An 18,834-nucleotide genomic window follows, 5' to 3' on the forward strand; every position below is an offset into this window, starting at 1 on the left:
TCCTCGCTTTTTCATTTTGTAATACGAATCGTTCAGCTAAATTCTTAACTATCCTATAACAAAGTGAAAGAAAAATCAATATTTATTCGCCATAAAAATACATTTGTACGCGTATCAAAGACATTCATTAAAATCTGTACTGCCCTAAAGCACTAAAGGCGCACTTTGCTGCCTTTTCCATCCCGTTTTCCGATTTTCAACCGGTTTAAGTGGACGTCCTTTTCCTTATAACGGATAACCGGGTCTTCTCCCAGAAGGTATACTTCTTCCAGTTCTTCTCCCTGGGATAGCTTGATGCCTCTCACACCTCTGGCATTCTTTTTCATCTCAGAGATTTCTTCTGTTAAAAACCTAAGGAAAATTCCCGACGTTGTCTGAAGCACCACATCAGTCTGCACCTCCAGGGCCTGAATGGAGAGGAGGAGGTCGCCGTCCTGAAGCTTGGTGGCTGCCACTGTTCTGTTGTTAGTTTCAAATTCCTCTCCGGGAACCACCTTGACCAAAGCCTGCCTTGTGGCAAATAAGAACTTCCGTCCCTTTAATCGTGATCCATGACATAAGTATATGATCTCTTCCTTTGTTCCGTCAAACTTACTCAGATTGTCAATGGGCGTTCCCTTGTCCCTGAGCTTTCCTGCCGGAATGTCCAGAATCTTCACCTGATGGAGATTTCCCGTGTTGGTGAAAATACATATTTTATCTGTATTTAAACAGTTTACCACATAAGGATGCTCTGTTTCAATGGTATCTTTATTCCTGTCATAAGAAGCTTTATCAAGAACCTTGCAGTAGCCGAAACGGTCCATGACAAAGGTGACTTCCGACACGGCAACAGCGGTTTCATCGTAAACGGCTTCCTTTCCGTCCTCAATGAGAGTTCTTCTCGGTGTGCCGTATTCCTCTTTGATATGAGCCAGGTCTTTTTTTATCACTTCATCCATATTTTTACGGCTGGAGAGAATCTTTTCGTATTCTGCAATCTTTGCCAAAGTCTCCTTATATTCCTTTTCCAACTGGAGAATTTCCAGACCAATCAGCTTATAAAGGCGCATTTCCAAAATGGCAGTGGCCTGCTTCTCTGTAAAATGCAGGGCCTGGGCATCTTTTTCAAAGCCCTTGACCCGAAAATTAATATTGGAAATATCTCCGGTCATCAGGCAGTTTTTGGCGTCCTTTAAGTTTTTGGAACCTCTTAAGACCGCAATGATTAAGTCAATGACATCACAGGCTTTTATTAAGCCTTCCTTGATCTCTTTCTTTTCCAGCTCTTTTTCCAAAAGAGTCTGGTACTTTCTGGTGGCATTTTTATACTGGAAATCCAGATAGTTTTTTAAGATTCCTCTTAAATTCAAGGTCTCCGGGCGGCCGTCTGCAATAGCCAGCATATTGACCCCGTAAGTGTCCTCCAGCTTTGTCTTCTTATATAGAATGTTGCGGATTCGTTCCACATCTGCATCCTTGCGCAGCTCTAAAACAATACGGATTCCGTCTTTATTAGACTGGTTGGAAATGTCCACCACATCGGTCAGCTTTTTACTTTCCACCAGGTCAGCCACATCCACCAGGAATTTATTGATTCCCGCACCTACCATGGTATAAGGAATTTCTGTGATCACCAGCTTATCCTTATCCGCCTTCCGCTTTCCAAGCTCCACTTCCATCTTTCCACGGAGTTTGATCTTTCCTGTACCGGTTTCGTAAATGGCGGGCAGGTCGCTTTTATTGGCTATGATGCCTCCAGTGGGAAAATCCGGTCCGGGCAGATATTCCATCAATTCCGGAATAGAAATTTCAGGATTGTCAATGTAGGCAAAGACCGCATCAATGACCTCTCCCAGGTTATGAGCCGGAATGCTGGTGCTCATACCCACTGCAATTCCCTCTGCTCCGTTGATCAGAAGGTTGGGAACCCGCACCGGAAGAACCTCCGGCTCTTTTTCCGTTTCATCATAGTTGGGGACAAAGTCCACAGTCTTATCTAAATCCTTTAAATAAACTTCCTCAGCAAACTTTTCCAGCCTGGCCTCCGTATAACGCATGGCCGCCGCCCCGTCTCCTTCAATGGAACCGAAGTTTCCGTGACCGTTAACAAGAGGCATTCCCTTTTTAAATACCTGGGACATGACCACCAAGGTCTCGTAAATAGAACTGTCTCCATGGGGGTGATACTTACCCATGGTATCGCCTACAATACGGGCTGATTTCCTGTGAGGCTTGTCGTGGTTCAAGCGAAGCTCGCTCATATCGTATAAGACACGCCGCTGTACCGGCTTTAGACCGTCTCTGGCATCCGGGATGGCTCTGGCAGTGATTACGCTCATGGAATAATTCATGTAGCTCCTCTGCATTTCCTCGGAATATTCTGTTTTAATGATTTTTTCTGCCATGTTATCCTCTCTTCTTTCCTATGCGTCGATCTCCGCTTCTTCCGCGTGTTCGTAAATAAACTGACGTCTGGGAAGCACGTCGCTGCCCATGAGCATTTCCGTTATTTCAGAAGCCATGCGGGCATCCTCGATTTCCACCTGCTTTAAAACTCTCCGCTCCGGATCAAGGGTGGTTTCCCAAAGCTGTTCTGCGTCCATTTCACCAAGACCCTTATAGCGCTGAAGGGTGAATTCCCCTGTATGGGTCTTTTTGTACCGTTCCAAATCTTTTTCGTCATAGAGGTACTGCTCCTGTCCCCGTTTGGGAATAACCTTAAATAAGGGGGGCATGGCAATGAATACATGGCCGTTGTAAATCAGCTCCGGCATAAAACGGTATAAAAATGTGAGAAGAAGGGTGTCAATATGGCTTCCGTCCACATCGGCATCGGTCATGAGGATGATCTTATGATACCGCAGCTTGGTGATGTCAAAATCATTGCCATAGCCTTCGGAAAATCCGCAGCCAAAGGTGTTGATCATGGTCTTGATCTCCGCATTGGCTAATACCTTGTCCATAGAAGCCTTTTCCACGTTTAAGATCTTTCCTCTGATGGGAAGGATGGCCTGATATCTCCGGTTCCGGGCTGTTTTGGCGGAGCCGCCTGCCGAATCTCCCTCTACAATGAAAATTTCGCATTTTTCCGCTTCCCGGCTTTCACAGTTTGCCAGCTTTCCGTTGCTGTCAAAGGAAAATCTGGATTTGGAAAGCATGTTGGTTTTGGCCTTTTCCTCCGCTTTACGGATCTTTGCAGATTTTTCCGCGCATCCGATGACTGACTTTAGCACTTCCAGGTTGCGGTCAAAGTAGCGCTGCAGCTCATCTCCGGTTACTGCAAACACTGCTTTCGTGGCATCGGCGCTGGCCAGCTTTGTCTTGGTCTGACCTTCAAAGATGGGATCAGGGTGCTTCACTGCCACCACGGCTGTCAGGCCGCTTCTGGTGTCAGCTCCTGTGAAGTTGGTATCCTTTTCTTTTAAAATACCCAGCTCTCTTGCATAGGTATTGATCATCTGGGTGAAGCGGGTCTTAAACCCGGCTAAGTGGGTTCCGCCCTCCTGGGTGAAAATATTGTTGCAAAAGCCCAGGATGTTCTCTTCAAAAGTATCCACAAACTGAAAGGCGATCTCTGCCTCCACCTTATCTACGGTTCCCTTAAAATAAATAGGATCATGGACCCCTTCTTTTCCGGAGTTTAATTCCTTTACATAGGCGATAATTCCGTCAGGCTCGTGATAAATGACGGTCTCTTCTTCTCCCTGTCTGTTATTTTTATAGGTAATATGGAGATTGGGATTTAAATATGCCGTTTCATGAAGGCGGCTTTTCAGCCACTCTGCTTTAAAACGGGTTCTTTCAAAAATCTCTTCATCAGGAAGAAAGTTGATTTCTGTTCCCGTTTCTTTCGTTTTTCCTAACGTAGGAAGCAGGCCATCCACCAGTTCTACCGTTGGTATGCCCCGCTCATATGCGTCGTAATGAATCAGACCATTCTTATATACTTTGATTTTCATGTGGGCTGACAGAGCGTTTACTACTGAGGAGCCTACACCGTGAAGGCCGCCGCTGGTTTTATAGGCATCGTTGTCAAACTTGCCTCCAGCGTGAAGGGTGGATAAAACCACACGCTCTGCTGACACGCCTTTTTGATGCATTTCTACTGGAATTCCACGGCCTGAATCCTTTACTGTGCAGGACCCATCCGCTTCTAAAGTGACCCATATCTGATCACAGTAGCCGGCCAGATGCTCGTCCACCGCATTGTCCACGATTTCGTAAATCAAATGGTTCAGTCCCTTTGTTCCAACACTGCCTATATACATGCCCGGACGCTTTCTCACCGCCTCAAGGCCCTCCAAAACGGTAATACTGTCCGCATTATACTGTGTTTTTGCCATGATACTCCTCCACATCTGGTATTGTCATGCTCCATTATACAACGTATGTTCGGTTTTTGGCAAGTTGCTGGCCGGTTTTTTTACCAAATTTTGTGAAAAGCTATTGATTGTTTGCAAGTAGATGTGATATAATATGTTGCGTTATCAGTGATATTAAGCAGATATAGTTCATCGGTAGAATATCAGCTTCCCAAGCTGAGGAGGCGGGTTCGATTCCCGTTATCTGCTGTATTTATTTACGAGGAAAAAGAGGACTTCCGTCATAATTTGGATAGTCCTCTTTTTGAGTCTTGACACCACTTTTATTTTTTTACAATATTTTTTTATCTTTTTCATCTCCTCGGCTTTTGTATCCGAGACCCCATTCCGGTTGATAAAGCTATGACATAAAAATCAAAGTATACAGATCCTTTTGCATGCTTTAAGAATGCCTGTTGCTCCACTAATGACATTACCCTTATTAACAGCTTTATGAGAACATTTATATTTTCCTTGATAAGGAAAGAATAATTACGACAAGGCGGACCACCTACAACGCAATCTAATAACTATATATAATTTATCATCTATAGATACTTGAATAGTGATACCAGATATGCTATATTAGAATTACAAAAGGAACAACCGCCCCAATACAAGGGGTTGGCCTATAAGAAGATAGAAATCCCCCGATACCGACCAAGTATACAAGGGGGATTTTCTATTGCCCATTTCTGGGACTTTATAGAAAAACGCTACTTACAATTAACGAAAATAAAGGTAAGTAATGCGATTATGAACATACCAAAGGCCATAAGGTCCTTAAAGTCATATTTCATCCGCACCACCCCCCATCTATGTATGATGGAAGGTCAACACCCCTGCAGTGACACGATTGTTCCATGTCACTATGGTAACATATCCCATTTCATTGTGCAATTACTTATGCTGCATTTTCTCATAGTTCCGTAGTTCGCTGCCGCTTTTGGACCGCAATATCCATAATCTAAACAAATAGCAGTATCCATCTTGATCCCTGCAATCTGAAAGGATCAATTTTTATTTGGATTTGTACCTTTTTTGACTGGCTTTCATTTCTTTTGTCCCATACTTAAATCACATTCTATTATCATACTAAATAAGAGCCGGCAACCGCCAGCTCCTAAATCACTATATTATCCCGGAATAATCCATCACATAATTTCTTTGCAGAATCACCCGCAAAGCGCCGCCGGATCTGCCTGCAGCGGCTCCCCCTTCACAATATCCTGTACTCTCAGCTCCTTCAGCGGAAACGGCTTATAGTAATAATACCCCTGTATGCTGTCGCACTCAGAGCGTTCCAAAAGCCTGACATGCTCCTCTGTCTCGGCACCCTCGCAGACAACCGAAATCCCCAGCCCTTTAATCAAACCAATAAGCTGTAAAAAAGTGTGCGGTTCTTTTTCATCCGCATTCTTATCCAGAAAAGCACGGTCAAATTTGATTTCATCAAACGGAAGTGACTGGATTGCTTTTAAAGAAGAATACCCGTTTCCAAAATCATCCATTGACACCTTATATCCCAGCTCATGAATTCTGCGGATAAAGGTATGGGAATCGTCAATATCCTGAATATAAGCACTTTCCGTTAATTCGAATACAACCAGCTTGGAAGAAACAGGATACCTGCTGCCAAGCTCCTTCAGCCGGACAATAAACTGGTTTATTTCCAGAAGATGTACACGGGAAACATTGACGGATATGGGAACATTCTTTTCCCGGAAGCTTTCATTTTCATTCAGATAGGCAAACACCTTTTCATATACATAAAAATCCAGCTCCACAATATCACCGGTCTGCTCCAGAATCGGAATGAATTCGCCCGGATAGACAAAAGCCCCATCAGGCCTCTTCCAGCGCACTAACGCTTCCACTCCGCAGATTTTCTTATTCCCGCAGGAAACCTGAGGCTGGACATAGACTTCAAATTCATTTTGTTCCAGGGCATTTTGGAAGGAATGAATAATGTCAGAACGCTTCTTTGCTGCCTGTCCCAGCGCTTCGCAGTATACGGCTATATCCTGGTGGGAAGCCTTGGCAGATTTATGGGCATAATGGGCATTGTTAATCATTGTTTCCACTGTCTCACAGTGATCTGAAATAAAATAAATCCCGCTTTTTACAATAAACCGGGCACCTTTGTAAGTTTCATTTGCAAGGCGGGAAAATCGTTTGTTCCAGCCTTGGATCATTTCCATCCCCTCGGCCTTAGACATCCCTGAGATATCCGCAAGATATGTAAAATTGTCAGAATACAGGCGGTGGGCACAAAGACAAAAAGTCTGACTGTTCAATTCTGCTGCCAAACGTTTTAAAATATTATCCCCTTCCCTGCGTCCGTATATATCATTGACGTATCCGAAATTATTGATATCCAGGCATACGATTGCCAGACGGGCGTCACTGCCGGAAAACTGTAAAACCTTTCTGACAATGCTCATAAATGCCTTGTAGCCATACAGCTCTGTCAGCTCGTCACGGTCAAACAATACGTTTTTCTTCATATCAAGTATCTTACTAATTTGTCCGGTCTCAGCCGTATCAAGGGCCTTGATCATCTTTTTGTTTTCATACATCTTTTTATCCGCTTCCTTCAGCAGATCATCCATCAGGTAGTAGTGCTCCCTTGTGCTGATCGCATAGCCGCTGGCATAGCTGAGCCGTATGGATTTTCCATTATTAAAGCGGTCTGTCAGTTCACGAATCTGGTCAAGATAGGATTCCATCAGCCCTTCGTCACAGTTTTCAATAATGGTGACAAATTCATCTCCTCCAAAACGGCCGAGAAAATATTTCTCATCAGAAGCCTGACGCAGAATGTGAACGAAATTCTGAATCAGCTTATCACCTTCCTCATGTCCGTAAAAGTCGTTTACCTTTTTTAGGTTATTCAAATCAAACAGAGCAAATCCGATCATTAAGGTACTGTCACTGCAGTCCAGCATTTTCATCCGCTCAAGGCAGGCATGTTTGTTCATAATACCTGTAATATCGGTATATGCCTTCCGTTTCAAACCCCTGTTGACTTCTTCTTTGGAAAACAGCAGGGAAACTGCCATAATGGAAAGAAGAATGGAAACGCCGTAGATAAACCGGATTCGGGAATAGGACATACCGGAATTTATTGCCAGATTCCTGTCTGTCAGTCCATATATCTGTATCACAAGAATCAGCGCAATAACCGCTGCACACGAATAAAGCAAAAAAGTGGTGTATCTGTTTTTCATATTACCTCCTGCCGGATAATAATTCGCTTTGCCATATCCTCGCTGATTCCGATTCTTGACCCCTTGATGCTGATGAGAAAGTAATTATTGAATTTGGACACAAGCACAAGTTTTGTTCCTGTAATAAATCCCAAAGACTCCATGCGGTGCCGGAGCTTTTCATTTCCCGCCAGGCGGATAATCGTATAAGGTACCCCTAAATCAGCTAAAAACAAAGGCATATTATCCCTCCATTAAGCCAATAGTTAGCTTTAGCTAACTAGCGTTATTATGATACCATATAATTCCAGATAATACAAGCGAAAAACCGGGCCTTTATGCAGACTGATTCTCAACAAGACTTCCATAAATAAGTTTTTTATTGTATATTTTAACAGTATATCTGTGTTAAAATATGGTATAAAATGAAATAGAACAGATAAGGACAGCAAATGCAGTTCTTATAAACTTAAAGTCAGGAGAAACTATATTTTATGAGCATACAAAATCAGATATATTATTAATGCCTTCGCATGCCTCCGACATAAGTACGGCATGGAATAAGATAACGGAAAGGAGTATTTCATGAGAAAATTATTGATTGTATTATTAAGCATCTATATGATATACAGCAATGTCACCATGCTTTTAGGTGTCCCTGTAGCTTTATGGAAACTTGAGCAATATCTTCTTGTATTGATAACCATAGCTTTTGCTGCATTGGGTGTCAGATTTTCAATACTATATTATAAGACAGATTTTAAAAAGACCGGCAAAAATTCCAAGGAAAAGGATTGACTCCTGCGTTATATCCTTTAAAAAAGGCTTTGACAAAATAAAAATACCGGATATGGAGGAGAATCCAGTTTTAATCCTTCCATATCCGGCATTTTTATTCTATTTTACTCTTATCAGACCTTACACGCTCCAGCCCAGGCTTTCCTGCTGAATGGTAAACAGCCTGTGATATAATCCCTTCTGCTCAAGAAGCTGATCATGGGTGCCCTGCTCCACAATCCGGCCCTTATCCAGCACAATGATTTTATCGGCTTCAGTGACCGTCCGCAGGCGGTGGGCGATTACAAGAACCGTCTTATTTTCAATCAATGCACCGATGGCCTGTTGAATCAGCGCTTCATTTTCCGGATCAAGGGAGGCGGTGGCCTCATCCAATAGCACAATGGGGGCATCCTTTAACAATGCTCTGGCAATGGACAGCCTCTGACGCTCTCCTCCCGATAAGGTGGAGCCGTTTTCTCCCAGCATGGTCTGGTATCCATTGGGCAGCTTATTAATAAATTCTTCACAGCAGGCAGCCTTTGCAGCAGCATATATCTGGGCCTCAGTGGCATTTTCATTGCCAATGGCAATGTTGTTGTAAACCGTATCGTGAAACAGAGTCACATCCTGGAACACAAAGGATATATAGCTCATAAGGTGCTCCGGATCAAGGGTCTTGATATCCACTCCTCCAATGGTAATCCGTCCACCGTTCACATCCCAGAACCGGCCAATCAGGCGGGAAACTGTACTCTTTCCGCTTCCGGAGGGGCCTACCAATGCTGTAATGCCCCCAGCCGGAATGTCCACGGTCATGTCTTGAATTGTTTCTTCTCCCTGATTGTAATGGAAGTCCACCCGGTCAAGGGCGATCTCATAAGAAGAAATCTCCTCATCCGTCCGGCCTTCCATGGTCTGGGTTTCAAAAAGCCTGCGCATGCGGTTCAGAGCAATCTGGTGGTATAAAAGCTCCGGCAAAAGCACCAGCTCTGTCAAAATAGGTCCGTAAATGCGGGTTACAATGAGCAGAAACATCAGCATAGTTACAATCTCAAGTCTGCCGCTGCCAATCAGAACAGCCCCCACCAGAACGGTCAGACCTACTCCGGCCTGCAGTACCACCTGGGCCCCCGTCACAAATACCCCGGTGCCGAACTCAAACTGAATGGCTAAATTGCGCATAGTACGCAGGGCATTTTCCAGCATTTCAAACTTTTCTCCGTCTAAATTGCAGGCTTTGATCACCTTAATTCCTTCAATGTACTCCTGCACCTGACCGGAGGCCTCCAGCTTGGCATCGGCATGCTTCTGTCCCAGTTTTTTCTGGATTTTACGGCTTCCCAGCACAATGAACAGAGATATGGGAAGGGTGATAAAGGCAGCCAGGGCCATGCGCCAGTCAAAAAATGCCAGTAATGCACATATGACTGTGACAGAAATGCCGTTAGCCGTCAACTGGGGGATGACATGGCTTAACACATGCTCCTGAATAGCCACATCTCCCATAATATTGGTAGTCAGTTCCGTTAAATCCTTGGAATTGAACACGCTCATAGGCAGCCTGCGGATATGTTCAGCCAAGGCAATACGGGATTTTTCACTCTCTTTGTAGGAAACCACATAGGTTTTCCGGTAGTCGTTCTTGCTGCACAAAAATACAGCGCCTGCGCCAAGGATGCCGCAGCCAAAAAGAAGCCACATTTTCTGCCAGGAAACCTGCCCTCCGCTTAAGGGCTTTAACAGTTCAAGAATCATCTGGACCATAATGCCGAAGGGAATCATCATGGAAAAGTTTGTCAGAGTGCAGGCGGCGATGGCCGCTTTTAAATCCCGGTATCCCTTATCAGTCAGCATCAGGGCTGTCTGCAGCCGGGGCTGTTTAGTCTGTTCATGCATGAAATTCCACTCTCCCTTCCCGTTTGATCTGCCAGCTGGCAGTTTCATTGTAAGTACTCCACATGGCACTGTAACGCCCTCCCCGGCTGACTAAATCATCGTGGTTGCCTTCTTCTGCAACATGTCCGTTTTCAATCACGACGATCTTATCAGCGCTGCGGATGGTAGAAAGACGGTGGGCAATGATGATCACTGTTTTTCCTTCCATCAGGGTTTCAAATGCCTTTTGTATCAAATGTTCATTTTCCGGGTCGGCAAAGGCTGTCGCCTCATCAAGCACTACCACCGGCGCATCCTTTATAATAGCACGGGCAATGGCAATACGCTGTTTTTCCCCGCCGCTTAAATGCACGCCCTTTGTTCCGATTACCGTGTCGTAGCCCCTTGGCAGCTTCATAATAAAATCATGGCACCGGGCCGCCTTGGCAGCGGCAATAACCTGCTCCTCTGTGGCTTCTCCATTTCCCATACGGATATTGTCCCTGACACTCTGCTTAAATAAAAATACATCCTGAAAAACAAAGCTGACCTTTTCCATCAGGCTTGGGGAGGGAATATCCCGCAAATCCACATCGCCCAGCAAAATAGCTCCCTTTGCCACATCAAAAAATCTGGGAATCAGATGGGCAATGGTACTCTTTCCTCCGCCTGATGGGCCTACAATGGCAGTGACCTGACCTTGTTTTGCTGTAAAGGAAATACCGCTGAGTGCCTCTGTCTCTCCCTTATCATAAGAAAAAGTTACATCCTTAAATTCTATACCATGGCCCTTCGGCATTTTGGGCGACTGGGGCTGGGCCAGCTCCTCCTCTGAGAGAATGCGGTCCATTGCCGCCACACCGCCTAAAATCTGCATGCTGTTGGAGTTGACATACATCACCTTCATCAAAGTCGATGCAATGGAGGGGACAAAAATCAGGTAGAAAATCAAAGTAGCTGCAAACTTCGGATAATCTGTCGTTCTCATACCCACAAAAATTCCCACCGGTATGATAAAGAGGTAAATATTGTTGATCAGGGTGGAAAATGAAGTAAAAGTATTTTCCCAGCTAAAGGTATAGGGAAGAACCATGTCCGTGTAGGCCTTAATGGTGTCGTGAAGACGCCGGAAGGAATAGACTGTCTGCCCAAAGGCCTTAACCACGGAAATACCCCTTATGTATTCCACCGAGGCATTGTTCATATCCTCCAGGGCAGTCTGGTACTGTGCCATCTTTGCCTGAGCCCCCTCGTTGCCGTACATGGACATTTGCAGGATAAAGGCGATCACAACCCCTAAAAGAGCTCCAAGCCCAAAGCGCCAGTCAACTGCCAGCAAAATTACAATCATGACCACAGGAGCCACAAAGGCAGCCGCCATATCCGGCAGCTGGTGGGCAATGAACCCTTCGACTTTCTCGATGTTCTCATCCATAATCTTACGCAGCTTTCCGCTTCCGATCACCACATGAAGGCCTAAAGGCACCTTTGCCAGATGAGAGGCGAAATTCACCTTCAGTTCGTACAGGGTGCCAAATGCCGCCAGATGGGAGCACACCAAAGCTCCGAAATAGAGCAGAATGTTAAGGGCCACCCCGCCAAAAGCCAGCCAGCCGTACCGGATCATTGTTCCGGTATCCAGCCCGCTTTCATCAGGCCACACACTTAAAACCTCACGGATTACCAGATAAATGGCAATATGAGGGATAAAGCTGGCAACAGAAGCCAGAGAAGATAACACCACTGCTCCGGTTACCAACGGCTTTTTCGTGGCAGCAAGCTCCAGAAGCCGGGCCATACCGGTCTTATAAGGCTTTGCTGAAGAAGATTTTTCAGTATCCATATTTTCCTCCTTTTAGTTAGTTTTCGCTAACCAATATTTATTATAAAAAGGACTTTCGTCCTTTTTATTTCATGAAAAATCTATTTTGCGCCGAACAAATGAATCCATCCGGCCCGGTAAAAGTCAGCAATATGATTCACATACTGCTTCGCCTCTTCTTTTTCCATCCTATGGGCAACCGTTTCAAAAATGGCAGAAAAAAATCCGCGGGATAAGATATGCACCAGGGTTGGGGAAAAGGGCTCCACCGAATATCCATTCTGGCGCAGGATTTCGGCATACTTTAACGTAGATTCATCTTCCTTTTCCACCAGAAATTCGATGTAATCCTCATAGGCTGACCCTGCAGAACAACAGATCAGCAGGCGGAACGAATCGAAATTCTCATAAATATAGTCCATCATACCGTTTAAGGCATTGGTGGAGGTCTCAAAGGTGAGATCAATGGGGGTATATTCGTATCTGTCATGGACATATAAAAACTGTCTGGTAAATTCAGCGGCAGCAGGTTCTACCAGAGCCGTAAACAATGCATTCTTATCAGAATAATACCCATAAATAGCGCCGGTGGTCACTCCGGCCTTTGCGGCAATGTTGCGCAGAGAAGCTTCTGCAAATCCCTTTGTCAAAAATTCTTCTTTGCCTGCCGACAGGATGCGTTCCTGTGTACTGATTTCATCCGCTGGCATAAGCCCTCCTTTGTAACACCGTAATATAACACTGTTATAATACTCTCGGTTTTTAGATTTGTCAAGCCGAAAACAATCCTTTTGCCAAAAATTTAATACGTCACGCGAAATGCTTTTTCCTCTTTAACAGGAATATCCACTGAGCATATATCCTCAATAACAATAGGGCGCTCCTGTCTTAAATACCCCAACAGCTGCCTGATTCCCTCCTCAGTTCCCTGTACCTCCATCTCGACTCTGCCGTCATCCAGATTTTTCACCCAGCCCGTCAGACCAAGTCCAACGGCAAAATGCTGGGTCCTAAAGCGGAATCCCACGCCCTGAACACGACCGCTCACATAAATGTGTCTTCGTATTTTTTCCCATTTTTCCATGTACTTCACCTCTGTTGTTTTTTTTCCATGAAAGGGTTGATTTTTCGCCCTCTAACTGTTATAATATCAAAGGTTTGGCTGCTATGTCAATTTCTGGATTATCTTCTTAGTGCACCTCATTTGCACTACGTGGAATTGGAATAATAACCTTCCTTATATTTGCTACTGTGGCTCAGGTGGTAGAGCAGCTGATTCGTAATCAGCAGGTCAGGGGTTCGAGTCCCCTCAGTAGCTTTAAGAATATTACTGAAAAAGTCGATTGCTTTTGCGATCGACTCTTTTTATTTTATATGCTAAAATAATTTTATATCAGGTAACAAAAATGGATAGGAATTTGTAACGAAAACCGTTTATATATCTCAGGAGTATAAAAATGTTTAAAAAAATGATTGACCGTAAATATTCTGGCTTAGAAGACAGGCTTAAGATAGATTGCGAGAAATGCAGCGGGCTATGTTGTGTTGCTCTATATTGTATGAAAACAGATGGATTTCCCGCAAATAAGGAGGCAGGTGTACCCTGTCAATATTTAAGGACTAACTTTCGTTGTGATATACATGCAAAGTTAGGAAGCAAAAATATGCGGGGCTGTTTAGCTTATGACTGTTTTGGAGCAGGGCAAAAAGTAACACAAAATTGCTTTCCCAAGGTTGATTGGAAAAGCAGTCCCAATCTTGCAAATGGAATTTTTCTGGTATTCCAAATTGTTTTTCAGCTTCATCAAATGGAATGGTATTTACTGGAGGCATTATCTTTGACCCCTGATGAGCATCTTAAAACTGACATTGAATCTCTTATTTCTGAAAATGAACGGATGACCAGTTTGCCCTCAGATGAGATTTTACATCTGAATATTGAAGATTACAGATCGGATGTAAATAGAATATTGAAGCAGCTAAGCGAAATGATTACAGTAAGCTCTGATAAAAAAAATAGAAAAGATTATTTTGGACATAACTTTAAACATGCAAATCTTGACCGAAAAGATTTTAGTATGGCGTTGTTAATTGCGGCAAATTTTGAGGGTTGCAGTTTACATGGCGCAAACTTTTTAGGCGCTGATATGCGTGATACCAATATTAAGAATACTGACTTAAGTTCCAGCGTTTTTTTGACACAAATGCAAATCAACTCTGCAAAAGGAAATGCAAATACAAAACTTCCATATAGAATCTCCCGGCCGATCTCATGGCAGGAAAAATGAATATAATACTTCAACATAAAAACATCTTTTTTACACTGTCTTTTCTTTGTATGGTAAAAGGCAGTATCACTGAGCAGTTCCTAATGCGGCAAGACGCTCTGGAACCGTATTGCAGTCTTTCAATCGCCTTGTAATAAAAATCAAATTGCAAGGTGGTACGGCTATGGAATACAAAATAGCAGAAAAAGAAGTGCCAAGCGCTTTGTTTAAGATGAAAAGGAGCTTACTCATGAAAAAAAGAAATTCTGTACTTATGGTTCTTTTGATGATCACATTTGTTTGCACCAGTTGTACCTCGTCGACTGGTGATCCCGGAGAGCCCGTTCTCTCCTCTCCATCTTTTACAAACGTAGAGAAAACACCGCCAAAGCAGACCATCGAACCCAGTTCAGACATAAGTGATAGGAAAGAACCGCTTCCCTCGCTTTCACCAGCTCCTCAACAGAAAGTCCTGGATCTCAAAGAATATTTTAATGGGATTAATGGATGCGCAGTTTTTTTCCGTCCCACTCGCAATGAGTATCTTCTTTATAACGAGAGCTTGTGCGATCTGCCATCTTCTCCCTGTTCTACATTTAAGATCGTATCCTCCCTGGTCGGCTTACATGAAGGAGAAATCGTCCCTGGCAATCCGCTGTCTTGGAGTGGTGAAAAATATTGGAATGATGCCTGGAACAAGGATATGGATTTTCAAGAAGCGTTTCAAACATCCTGCGTATGGTATTTTCGAGAAATAACCAATCGAGTTGGAAAAGAAGCTATGGAGGAGGCGCTTCAAGAGCTTGAGTACGGCAATTCAGATATAAGCGATTGGGAAGGCAGTCTCAATACAAACAATAGCAATAGAGCTCTGACAGGATTTTGGCTTGAGTCATCATTAAAAATTTCTCCCCGGCAGCAAACAGAGGTATTAGCCCGAATTTTTCAGGGCGAGAGCTTTTTTTCAGCAGAACATATAAGAACTGTAAAGGATGTGATGAAGACTGAAACCAGCGATACTGATATTGCCTTATATGGCAAAACAGGAATGGGCAAGAAAGACGGAAAATGTATAGATGCTTGGTTTGTTGGTTTTTTTGAGAGCAAAGGAGAACCAATTTATTTCGCTGTTCGCCTTGATGATCCTGAAAATAAAACTGTTACGAGCATTGTGGCTAAAGAAATCGCCATGGATATTATCTTTAGTGAACGGTGGCATAATTAACTTTATTATTCCTCAGTGGGAAGAAATCTCTGTAAAAACATGCCGTATTTATAATCTAACTATACCTCACATTGTTTTTTGAAATAAATGAAACTCCTTTTTTTCAGGAAAATAAATAATCACTAAAATGTCGTTGTCATGTTTAACATACTTTTTCCAAACATATTTTTCTGTAAAGTCCGGGCAATACTTTGCTTCTACTGCTAAATCATTAACAATTTCAATACAGAATTCTTCTATTTCCTCTCTTTTTTCCGCTTCAAATCCCTCTAAATCTTCCATTTGATCAATCTGGTATAACGTATGCCTAAATCCGTCTCCATGAAAAGATTTAGTGTTTTTATTATTCACTAATTTTATTTGATCAGGCAATGAAATTCCCCAACTAATTTCATATGCTCTTTTTTCAGAATAAGAAAAATGTCCATATAAATACAATGATAGCGAACAAAGTATAAAGAAAAATAAAAGAATTGCAATTTCAGCCAATAAGATCAGAATCGTTCTTTTTTCTCTTTTCAAGCGCCTCTCCTTTCAGAGCAAATTTCTATAGTCACTGTAGACAACTTCAAATTTAGACTTGTCTTCATCTGAATCAATCATGGATAAATACCCCTTATTATAAAGACACATAAACCATACGAACTGTTTTTATATCGTCATACTTTACAATTACCCGTTAAAGAATTTAAACCGCCTATATAGTACACACAAATACACTGCAAAAATATTGGACAGCATAAAAATAAGCTAACCCCAGGGACAAAGGAATTCTAAATCTTACGATTTACTCCCATTCGGGAACCCAGCCTGATCCTTCACGAATTAACTTATTTATAGTGTAATAATATACCTGCCATTTGTCAACCAAGCAAAACGGCATAGGAAAAACTCACATCTCCTGAAAATGTCAAATCAGAGAAACAAACACATCACCAACATCCACACATAAATACAAGTCTTCGGCAGCATAAGCATCCCCAATTTAGGATTGCGGTGAACCCAAAACACCACCGGAAGATAAAAACCAAAGCTCAAGGTAATTGCAATCCACATGTGATCGATCCCCATAACCCTTCGCCCATGTACTGCAAAAAACACCGCTACCACTGCTCCCAGCAGCAAAAAAGGAAGGTTGCGGTAAATCCCCCACCGAACCGGAGGCTGACTCTCCAGCCAGCCATTCTGAGGAAAGAGGCAGAGCAGAATCCGGCCGGACGCCAATAAATAGACGGCCGTATTCCAGACATCCCAGTCTTTCCCCTCAATATCCATCCCGAACAGCAAAAGTCCAAGCCTCCAAAGAAGCAGATAAAACACAGTCATAGTAATAGATGTAATAAATTTTCCAAATCCCATGGCTTTTGCCCACCGCTCTTCCTGACCGGTCAAAATGGCGGCAATGCGGGGAATGAGATGAAAGAGATCTCCTGATCCCAGCAAAACAGCCATAATACCCGCCAGCTTACGAACAGGAGTCTCTCCTGTATAAAGAAGATAAATTCCAATCAAAAAGGCTGTCAGCAGATAAAGAATGTCAAATGCTGCTTCCACACGGCCAAATACCCTTTTTGATTTTATCATTTGTCATTCCTCCTCGTTTATCTTTTCGCCGCTTTCGGGGCGAAGCTCCTTATGTATTCTTTTTGGATTTGCGGGAAACCAGCCCTTTCGCACTCGTTCTGCCTGTTCCTTTAATTCCCCGATAGACCACAGCATGGCAAAGCCCGTGACTGCAAAACTGCCGGACAAAATGGCGTTGGGAATAAAGAGAGAATACAGACAGAAAATCACTCCTCCGACCAGAAACACCGGCCAGATTTTCCACGAAAAATAGTATTCGCATTTGATAACCACCGGATGAAACAGCCCAATAATTAAAAACGACACAACACCAATGATAATTCCTGACCAGTACATGACCAAACCCTCCTTATAAGCGGATAATAAAAATTTATCCCTGTAATCTAAATTTATCCTATTACTCGCTCCATGTCAATAAATATTTCGACAGATTAAATAAGCTTGTCCCAAATACTGCAATTTTCAAAACAAAACCCTCTTTAATTCTACAACATTCTCCAAATAAAAAGACAGCCTCCGCTGTCTTTATTGAAGCTTTTCTTTTTTTGCCTGATACATCTTCTCATCAGCCCGCCGGATTAAATCTGCAGCAGTCATGGGGGTATCTTTCATGGTTTCTATGCCAAAGGAAATAGAAAGGCGGGTTTTATTGGCAAACCTTGCAAGAGACAACTCCTTAATCTCCTCCCGGATGCGCTCCACGATCTGACGGACCTGATCCTCATCCATATTTTTAAAGTTCAAAAGGAACTCATCCCCTCCATATCTGGCTGCCCATGCATCCCCATAATCCATATGGCGGCTGATTACCTCTCCTGCTGCTTTAATAGCCATATCTCCTGATTCATGACCGTAAAGGTCATTGATTTCTTTAAAATTATCCATATCAATAAAGCAGACCGACAGAGGTTCGTCAGCCATAATTGCTCCTGCCACGTCCACCGGCAGCCTCTCTTCTGAAAAACGCCGGTTATAAAGAGAGGTAAGAGGATCTTTGACAATGATATCATTGAGATCCTTCACATAACGGGTCATCATCTCCCCGTCGTTATAATTTCCCGAGCCCACAAGCATGGAATCTGTCGTATCTTTAAGCAATTCCAGCACAACCGGATTTCCTGGATAGTCGATGGGAATTGCTGTAACGAGAAAGATTTTCTCCCCGCTTTTTTCCATCTTCATAAAGCTTTTTCCCTCACAGTGGGACCTTAGAGAAACACAGTTCTCACAGATCTTTCCATTCCCCCAATAGTCATAGCATATTTCATCTATACCACCCAGGGAAGAACCCCGGCATTCCAATACTTTTTTGTTCAGAGGATCAACCAGACGCACTGCATCATGCACTTTTTCAAAAAAATCCAGTTTATCCTTTATCTCTTCCAGTGAAATATATTTCATTTTTGCCCCGCAATCTGACTTTCATCGTGATGTAAGTGTTTCATGTAGAATTTTATACTATCATAAACCAACCCATATGAACAGTATTATGTAGGAAACTTTGCTAACACAAAAGCCCTCAGGAAATGCCTGAGGGCTTTTTAGATGACCTATCCGGGAATCGAACCCGGGTTTCCGCCGTGAGAGGGCGGCGTCTTGACCGCTTGACCAATAGGCCGGAATCGAGGCGACAAGATTCGAACTTGCGGCCTCTGCGTCCCGAACGCAGCGCTCTACCAAACTGAGCCACGCCTCGATTACGTTAAGTAGTATAATATAATCCCGGCCT

The 18,834-nt window shown here is 43.3% G+C and carries 15 protein-coding genes and 4 tRNA genes; 5 read left to right on the forward strand and 14 right to left on the reverse strand.

Features of this window, described 5'->3' with window-relative positions:
• Nucleotides 1–152: 152 nt before the first annotated feature.
• Together V7M78_RS06150 and V7M78_RS06155 are read right to left on the reverse strand one after the other, a co-directional pair.
• Nucleotides 153–2,387, reverse strand: coding sequence for a DNA gyrase/topoisomerase IV subunit A (locus V7M78_RS06150; RefSeq protein WP_333647497.1), 2,235 nt, complete (start codon nt 2,385–2,387; stop codon nt 153–155).
• Between the two features lie 18 nt (nt 2,388–2,405).
• Nucleotides 2,406–4,325 carry a DNA gyrase/topoisomerase IV subunit B gene (locus tag V7M78_RS06155; RefSeq protein WP_333647499.1) on the reverse strand — a complete coding sequence of 640 codons (1,920 nt, stop codon included), beginning with the start codon at nt 4,323–4,325 and terminating at the stop codon, nt 2,406–2,408.
• Nucleotides 4,326–4,482: 157 nt separating this feature from the next.
• Here V7M78_RS06155 and V7M78_RS06160 point away from each other — a divergent pair.
• A tRNA-Gly gene (locus tag V7M78_RS06160) sits at nt 4,483–4,553 on the forward strand.
• A 965-nt stretch (nt 4,554–5,518) separates the two neighbouring features.
• Here V7M78_RS06160 and V7M78_RS06165 read toward each other — a convergent pair.
• On the reverse strand, nt 5,519–7,573 hold the full coding sequence (locus tag V7M78_RS06165) for a bifunctional diguanylate cyclase/phosphodiesterase (RefSeq protein ID WP_333647501.1): 2,055 nt from the start codon (nt 7,571–7,573) through the stop codon (nt 5,519–5,521).
• Nucleotides 7,570–7,794 carry a FeoA family protein gene (locus V7M78_RS06170; protein WP_333647503.1) on the reverse strand — a complete coding sequence of 75 codons (225 nt, stop codon included), beginning with the start codon at nt 7,792–7,794 and terminating at the stop codon, nt 7,570–7,572. Before V7M78_RS06170 ends, V7M78_RS06165 begins: the two co-directional genes overlap by 4 nt.
• Nucleotides 7,795–8,137: 343 nt before the next feature.
• Here V7M78_RS06170 and V7M78_RS06175 point away from each other — a divergent pair, with 343 nt between their 5' ends.
• Nucleotides 8,138–8,350 carry a hypothetical protein gene (locus V7M78_RS06175; RefSeq protein ID WP_333647505.1) on the forward strand — a complete coding sequence of 71 codons (213 nt, stop codon included), beginning with the start codon at nt 8,138–8,140 and terminating at the stop codon, nt 8,348–8,350.
• Between the two features lie 120 nt (nt 8,351–8,470).
• Here the strand turns inward: V7M78_RS06175 and V7M78_RS06180 are convergent, their stop codons facing one another.
• From V7M78_RS06180 to V7M78_RS06195, 4 genes are all read right to left on the reverse strand, one after another.
• Nucleotides 8,471–10,228 (reverse strand): ABC transporter ATP-binding protein, encoded by a 1,758-nt coding sequence (locus V7M78_RS06180; protein WP_333647777.1) that lies wholly within the window; start codon nt 10,226–10,228, stop codon nt 8,471–8,473.
• Nucleotides 10,221–12,050 (reverse strand): ABC transporter ATP-binding protein, encoded by a 1,830-nt coding sequence (locus V7M78_RS06185; RefSeq protein ID WP_333647507.1) that lies wholly within the window; start codon nt 12,048–12,050, stop codon nt 10,221–10,223. Before V7M78_RS06185 ends, V7M78_RS06180 begins: the two co-directional genes overlap by 8 nt.
• 80 nt (nt 12,051–12,130) lie before the next feature.
• Complete coding sequence (locus tag V7M78_RS06190; protein WP_333647509.1) at nt 12,131–12,739, reverse strand: TetR/AcrR family transcriptional regulator; 609 nt, start codon at nt 12,737–12,739, stop codon at nt 12,131–12,133.
• Nucleotides 12,740–12,831: 92 nt separating this feature from the next.
• The gene (locus V7M78_RS06195; RefSeq protein ID WP_333647511.1) at nt 12,832–13,113 is read right to left on the reverse strand and encodes an acylphosphatase; all 282 of its coding nucleotides are present in this window, start codon (nt 13,111–13,113) and stop codon (nt 12,832–12,834) included.
• A 161-nt stretch (nt 13,114–13,274) separates the two neighbouring features.
• Between V7M78_RS06195 and V7M78_RS06200 the strand changes: the two genes are divergently transcribed.
• The 3 genes from V7M78_RS06200 to V7M78_RS06210 all read left to right on the forward strand — a co-directional run bounded on the left by V7M78_RS06200 (nt 13,275) and on the right by V7M78_RS06210 (nt 15,521).
• Nucleotides 13,275–13,347: transfer RNA gene (locus tag V7M78_RS06200), tRNA-Thr, on the forward strand.
• Nucleotides 13,348–13,486: 139 nt separating this feature from the next.
• On the forward strand, nt 13,487–14,317 hold the full coding sequence (locus V7M78_RS06205) for a pentapeptide repeat-containing protein (RefSeq protein ID WP_333647513.1): 831 nt from the start codon (nt 13,487–13,489) through the stop codon (nt 14,315–14,317).
• Between the two features lie 163 nt (nt 14,318–14,480).
• The gene (locus V7M78_RS06210) at nt 14,481–15,521 is read left to right on the forward strand and encodes a penicillin-binding transpeptidase domain-containing protein (RefSeq protein ID WP_333647515.1); all 1,041 of its coding nucleotides are present in this window, start codon (nt 14,481–14,483) and stop codon (nt 15,519–15,521) included.
• A 66-nt stretch (nt 15,522–15,587) separates the two neighbouring features.
• On the opposite strand, the gene V7M78_RS06215 is transcribed toward V7M78_RS06210, so the two are convergent.
• From V7M78_RS06215 to V7M78_RS06240, 6 genes are all read right to left on the reverse strand, one after another.
• Nucleotides 15,588–16,043 (reverse strand): hypothetical protein, encoded by a 456-nt coding sequence (locus V7M78_RS06215; protein WP_333647517.1) that lies wholly within the window; start codon nt 16,041–16,043, stop codon nt 15,588–15,590.
• 393 nt (nt 16,044–16,436) lie between these two features.
• Nucleotides 16,437–17,105 (reverse strand): hypothetical protein, encoded by a 669-nt coding sequence (locus V7M78_RS06220; protein WP_333647519.1) that lies wholly within the window; start codon nt 17,103–17,105, stop codon nt 16,437–16,439.
• Between the two features lie 3 nt (nt 17,106–17,108).
• On the reverse strand, nt 17,109–17,441 hold the full coding sequence (locus V7M78_RS06225; RefSeq protein ID WP_333647521.1) for a DUF4491 family protein: 333 nt from the start codon (nt 17,439–17,441) through the stop codon (nt 17,109–17,111).
• A 189-nt stretch (nt 17,442–17,630) separates the two neighbouring features.
• Entirely contained in the window at nt 17,631–18,506 is an 876-nt protein-coding gene (locus V7M78_RS06230) for a GGDEF domain-containing protein (RefSeq protein WP_333647523.1), read from the reverse strand.
• A gap of 145 nt (nt 18,507–18,651) precedes the next feature.
• Nucleotides 18,652–18,723, reverse strand: a tRNA-Glu gene (locus V7M78_RS06235).
• Between the two features lie 4 nt (nt 18,724–18,727).
• Nucleotides 18,728–18,801: transfer RNA gene (locus V7M78_RS06240), tRNA-Pro, on the reverse strand.
• Nucleotides 18,802–18,834 lie beyond the last annotated feature (33 nt).

The sequence above is a fragment of the Lacrimispora sp. genome (genome assembly GCF_036758025.1).
Taxonomy (GTDB): domain Bacteria; phylum Bacillota; class Clostridia; order Lachnospirales; family Lachnospiraceae; genus Lacrimispora.

Excerpts from the sequence above, each read along its gene's own strand:
- V7M78_RS06185 (WP_333647507.1), bottom strand. The coding sequence starts at position 12,050 with ATGGATACTGAAAAATCTTCTTCAGCAAAGCCTTATAAGACCGGTATG.
- V7M78_RS06210 (WP_333647515.1), top strand. The coding sequence starts at position 14,481 with ATGGAATACAAAATAGCAGAAAAAGAAGTGCCAAGCGCTTTGTTTAAG.
- V7M78_RS06165 (WP_333647501.1), bottom strand. The coding sequence starts at position 7,573 with ATGAAAAACAGATACACCACTTTTTTGCTTTATTCGTGTGCAGCGGTT.
- V7M78_RS06190 (WP_333647509.1), bottom strand. The coding sequence starts at position 12,739 with ATGCCAGCGGATGAAATCAGTACACAGGAACGCATCCTGTCGGCAGGC.
- V7M78_RS06175 (WP_333647505.1), top strand. The coding sequence starts at position 8,138 with ATGAGAAAATTATTGATTGTATTATTAAGCATCTATATGATATACAGC.
- V7M78_RS06180 (WP_333647777.1), bottom strand. The coding sequence starts at position 10,228 with ATGCATGAACAGACTAAACAGCCCCGGCTGCAGACAGCCCTGATGCTG.
- V7M78_RS06170 (WP_333647503.1), bottom strand. The coding sequence starts at position 7,794 with ATGCCTTTGTTTTTAGCTGATTTAGGGGTACCTTATACGATTATCCGC.
- V7M78_RS06150 (WP_333647497.1), bottom strand. The coding sequence starts at position 2,387 with ATGGCAGAAAAAATCATTAAAACAGAATATTCCGAGGAAATGCAGAGG.
- V7M78_RS06220 (WP_333647519.1), bottom strand. The coding sequence starts at position 17,105 with ATGATAAAATCAAAAAGGGTATTTGGCCGTGTGGAAGCAGCATTTGAC.
- V7M78_RS06230 (WP_333647523.1), bottom strand. The coding sequence starts at position 18,506 with ATGAAATATATTTCACTGGAAGAGATAAAGGATAAACTGGATTTTTTT.
- V7M78_RS06225 (WP_333647521.1), bottom strand. The coding sequence starts at position 17,441 with ATGTACTGGTCAGGAATTATCATTGGTGTTGTGTCGTTTTTAATTATT.
- V7M78_RS06155 (WP_333647499.1), bottom strand. The coding sequence starts at position 4,325 with ATGGCAAAAACACAGTATAATGCGGACAGTATTACCGTTTTGGAGGGC.
- V7M78_RS06195 (WP_333647511.1), bottom strand. The coding sequence starts at position 13,113 with ATGGAAAAATGGGAAAAAATACGAAGACACATTTATGTGAGCGGTCGT.
- V7M78_RS06205 (WP_333647513.1), top strand. The coding sequence starts at position 13,487 with ATGTTTAAAAAAATGATTGACCGTAAATATTCTGGCTTAGAAGACAGG.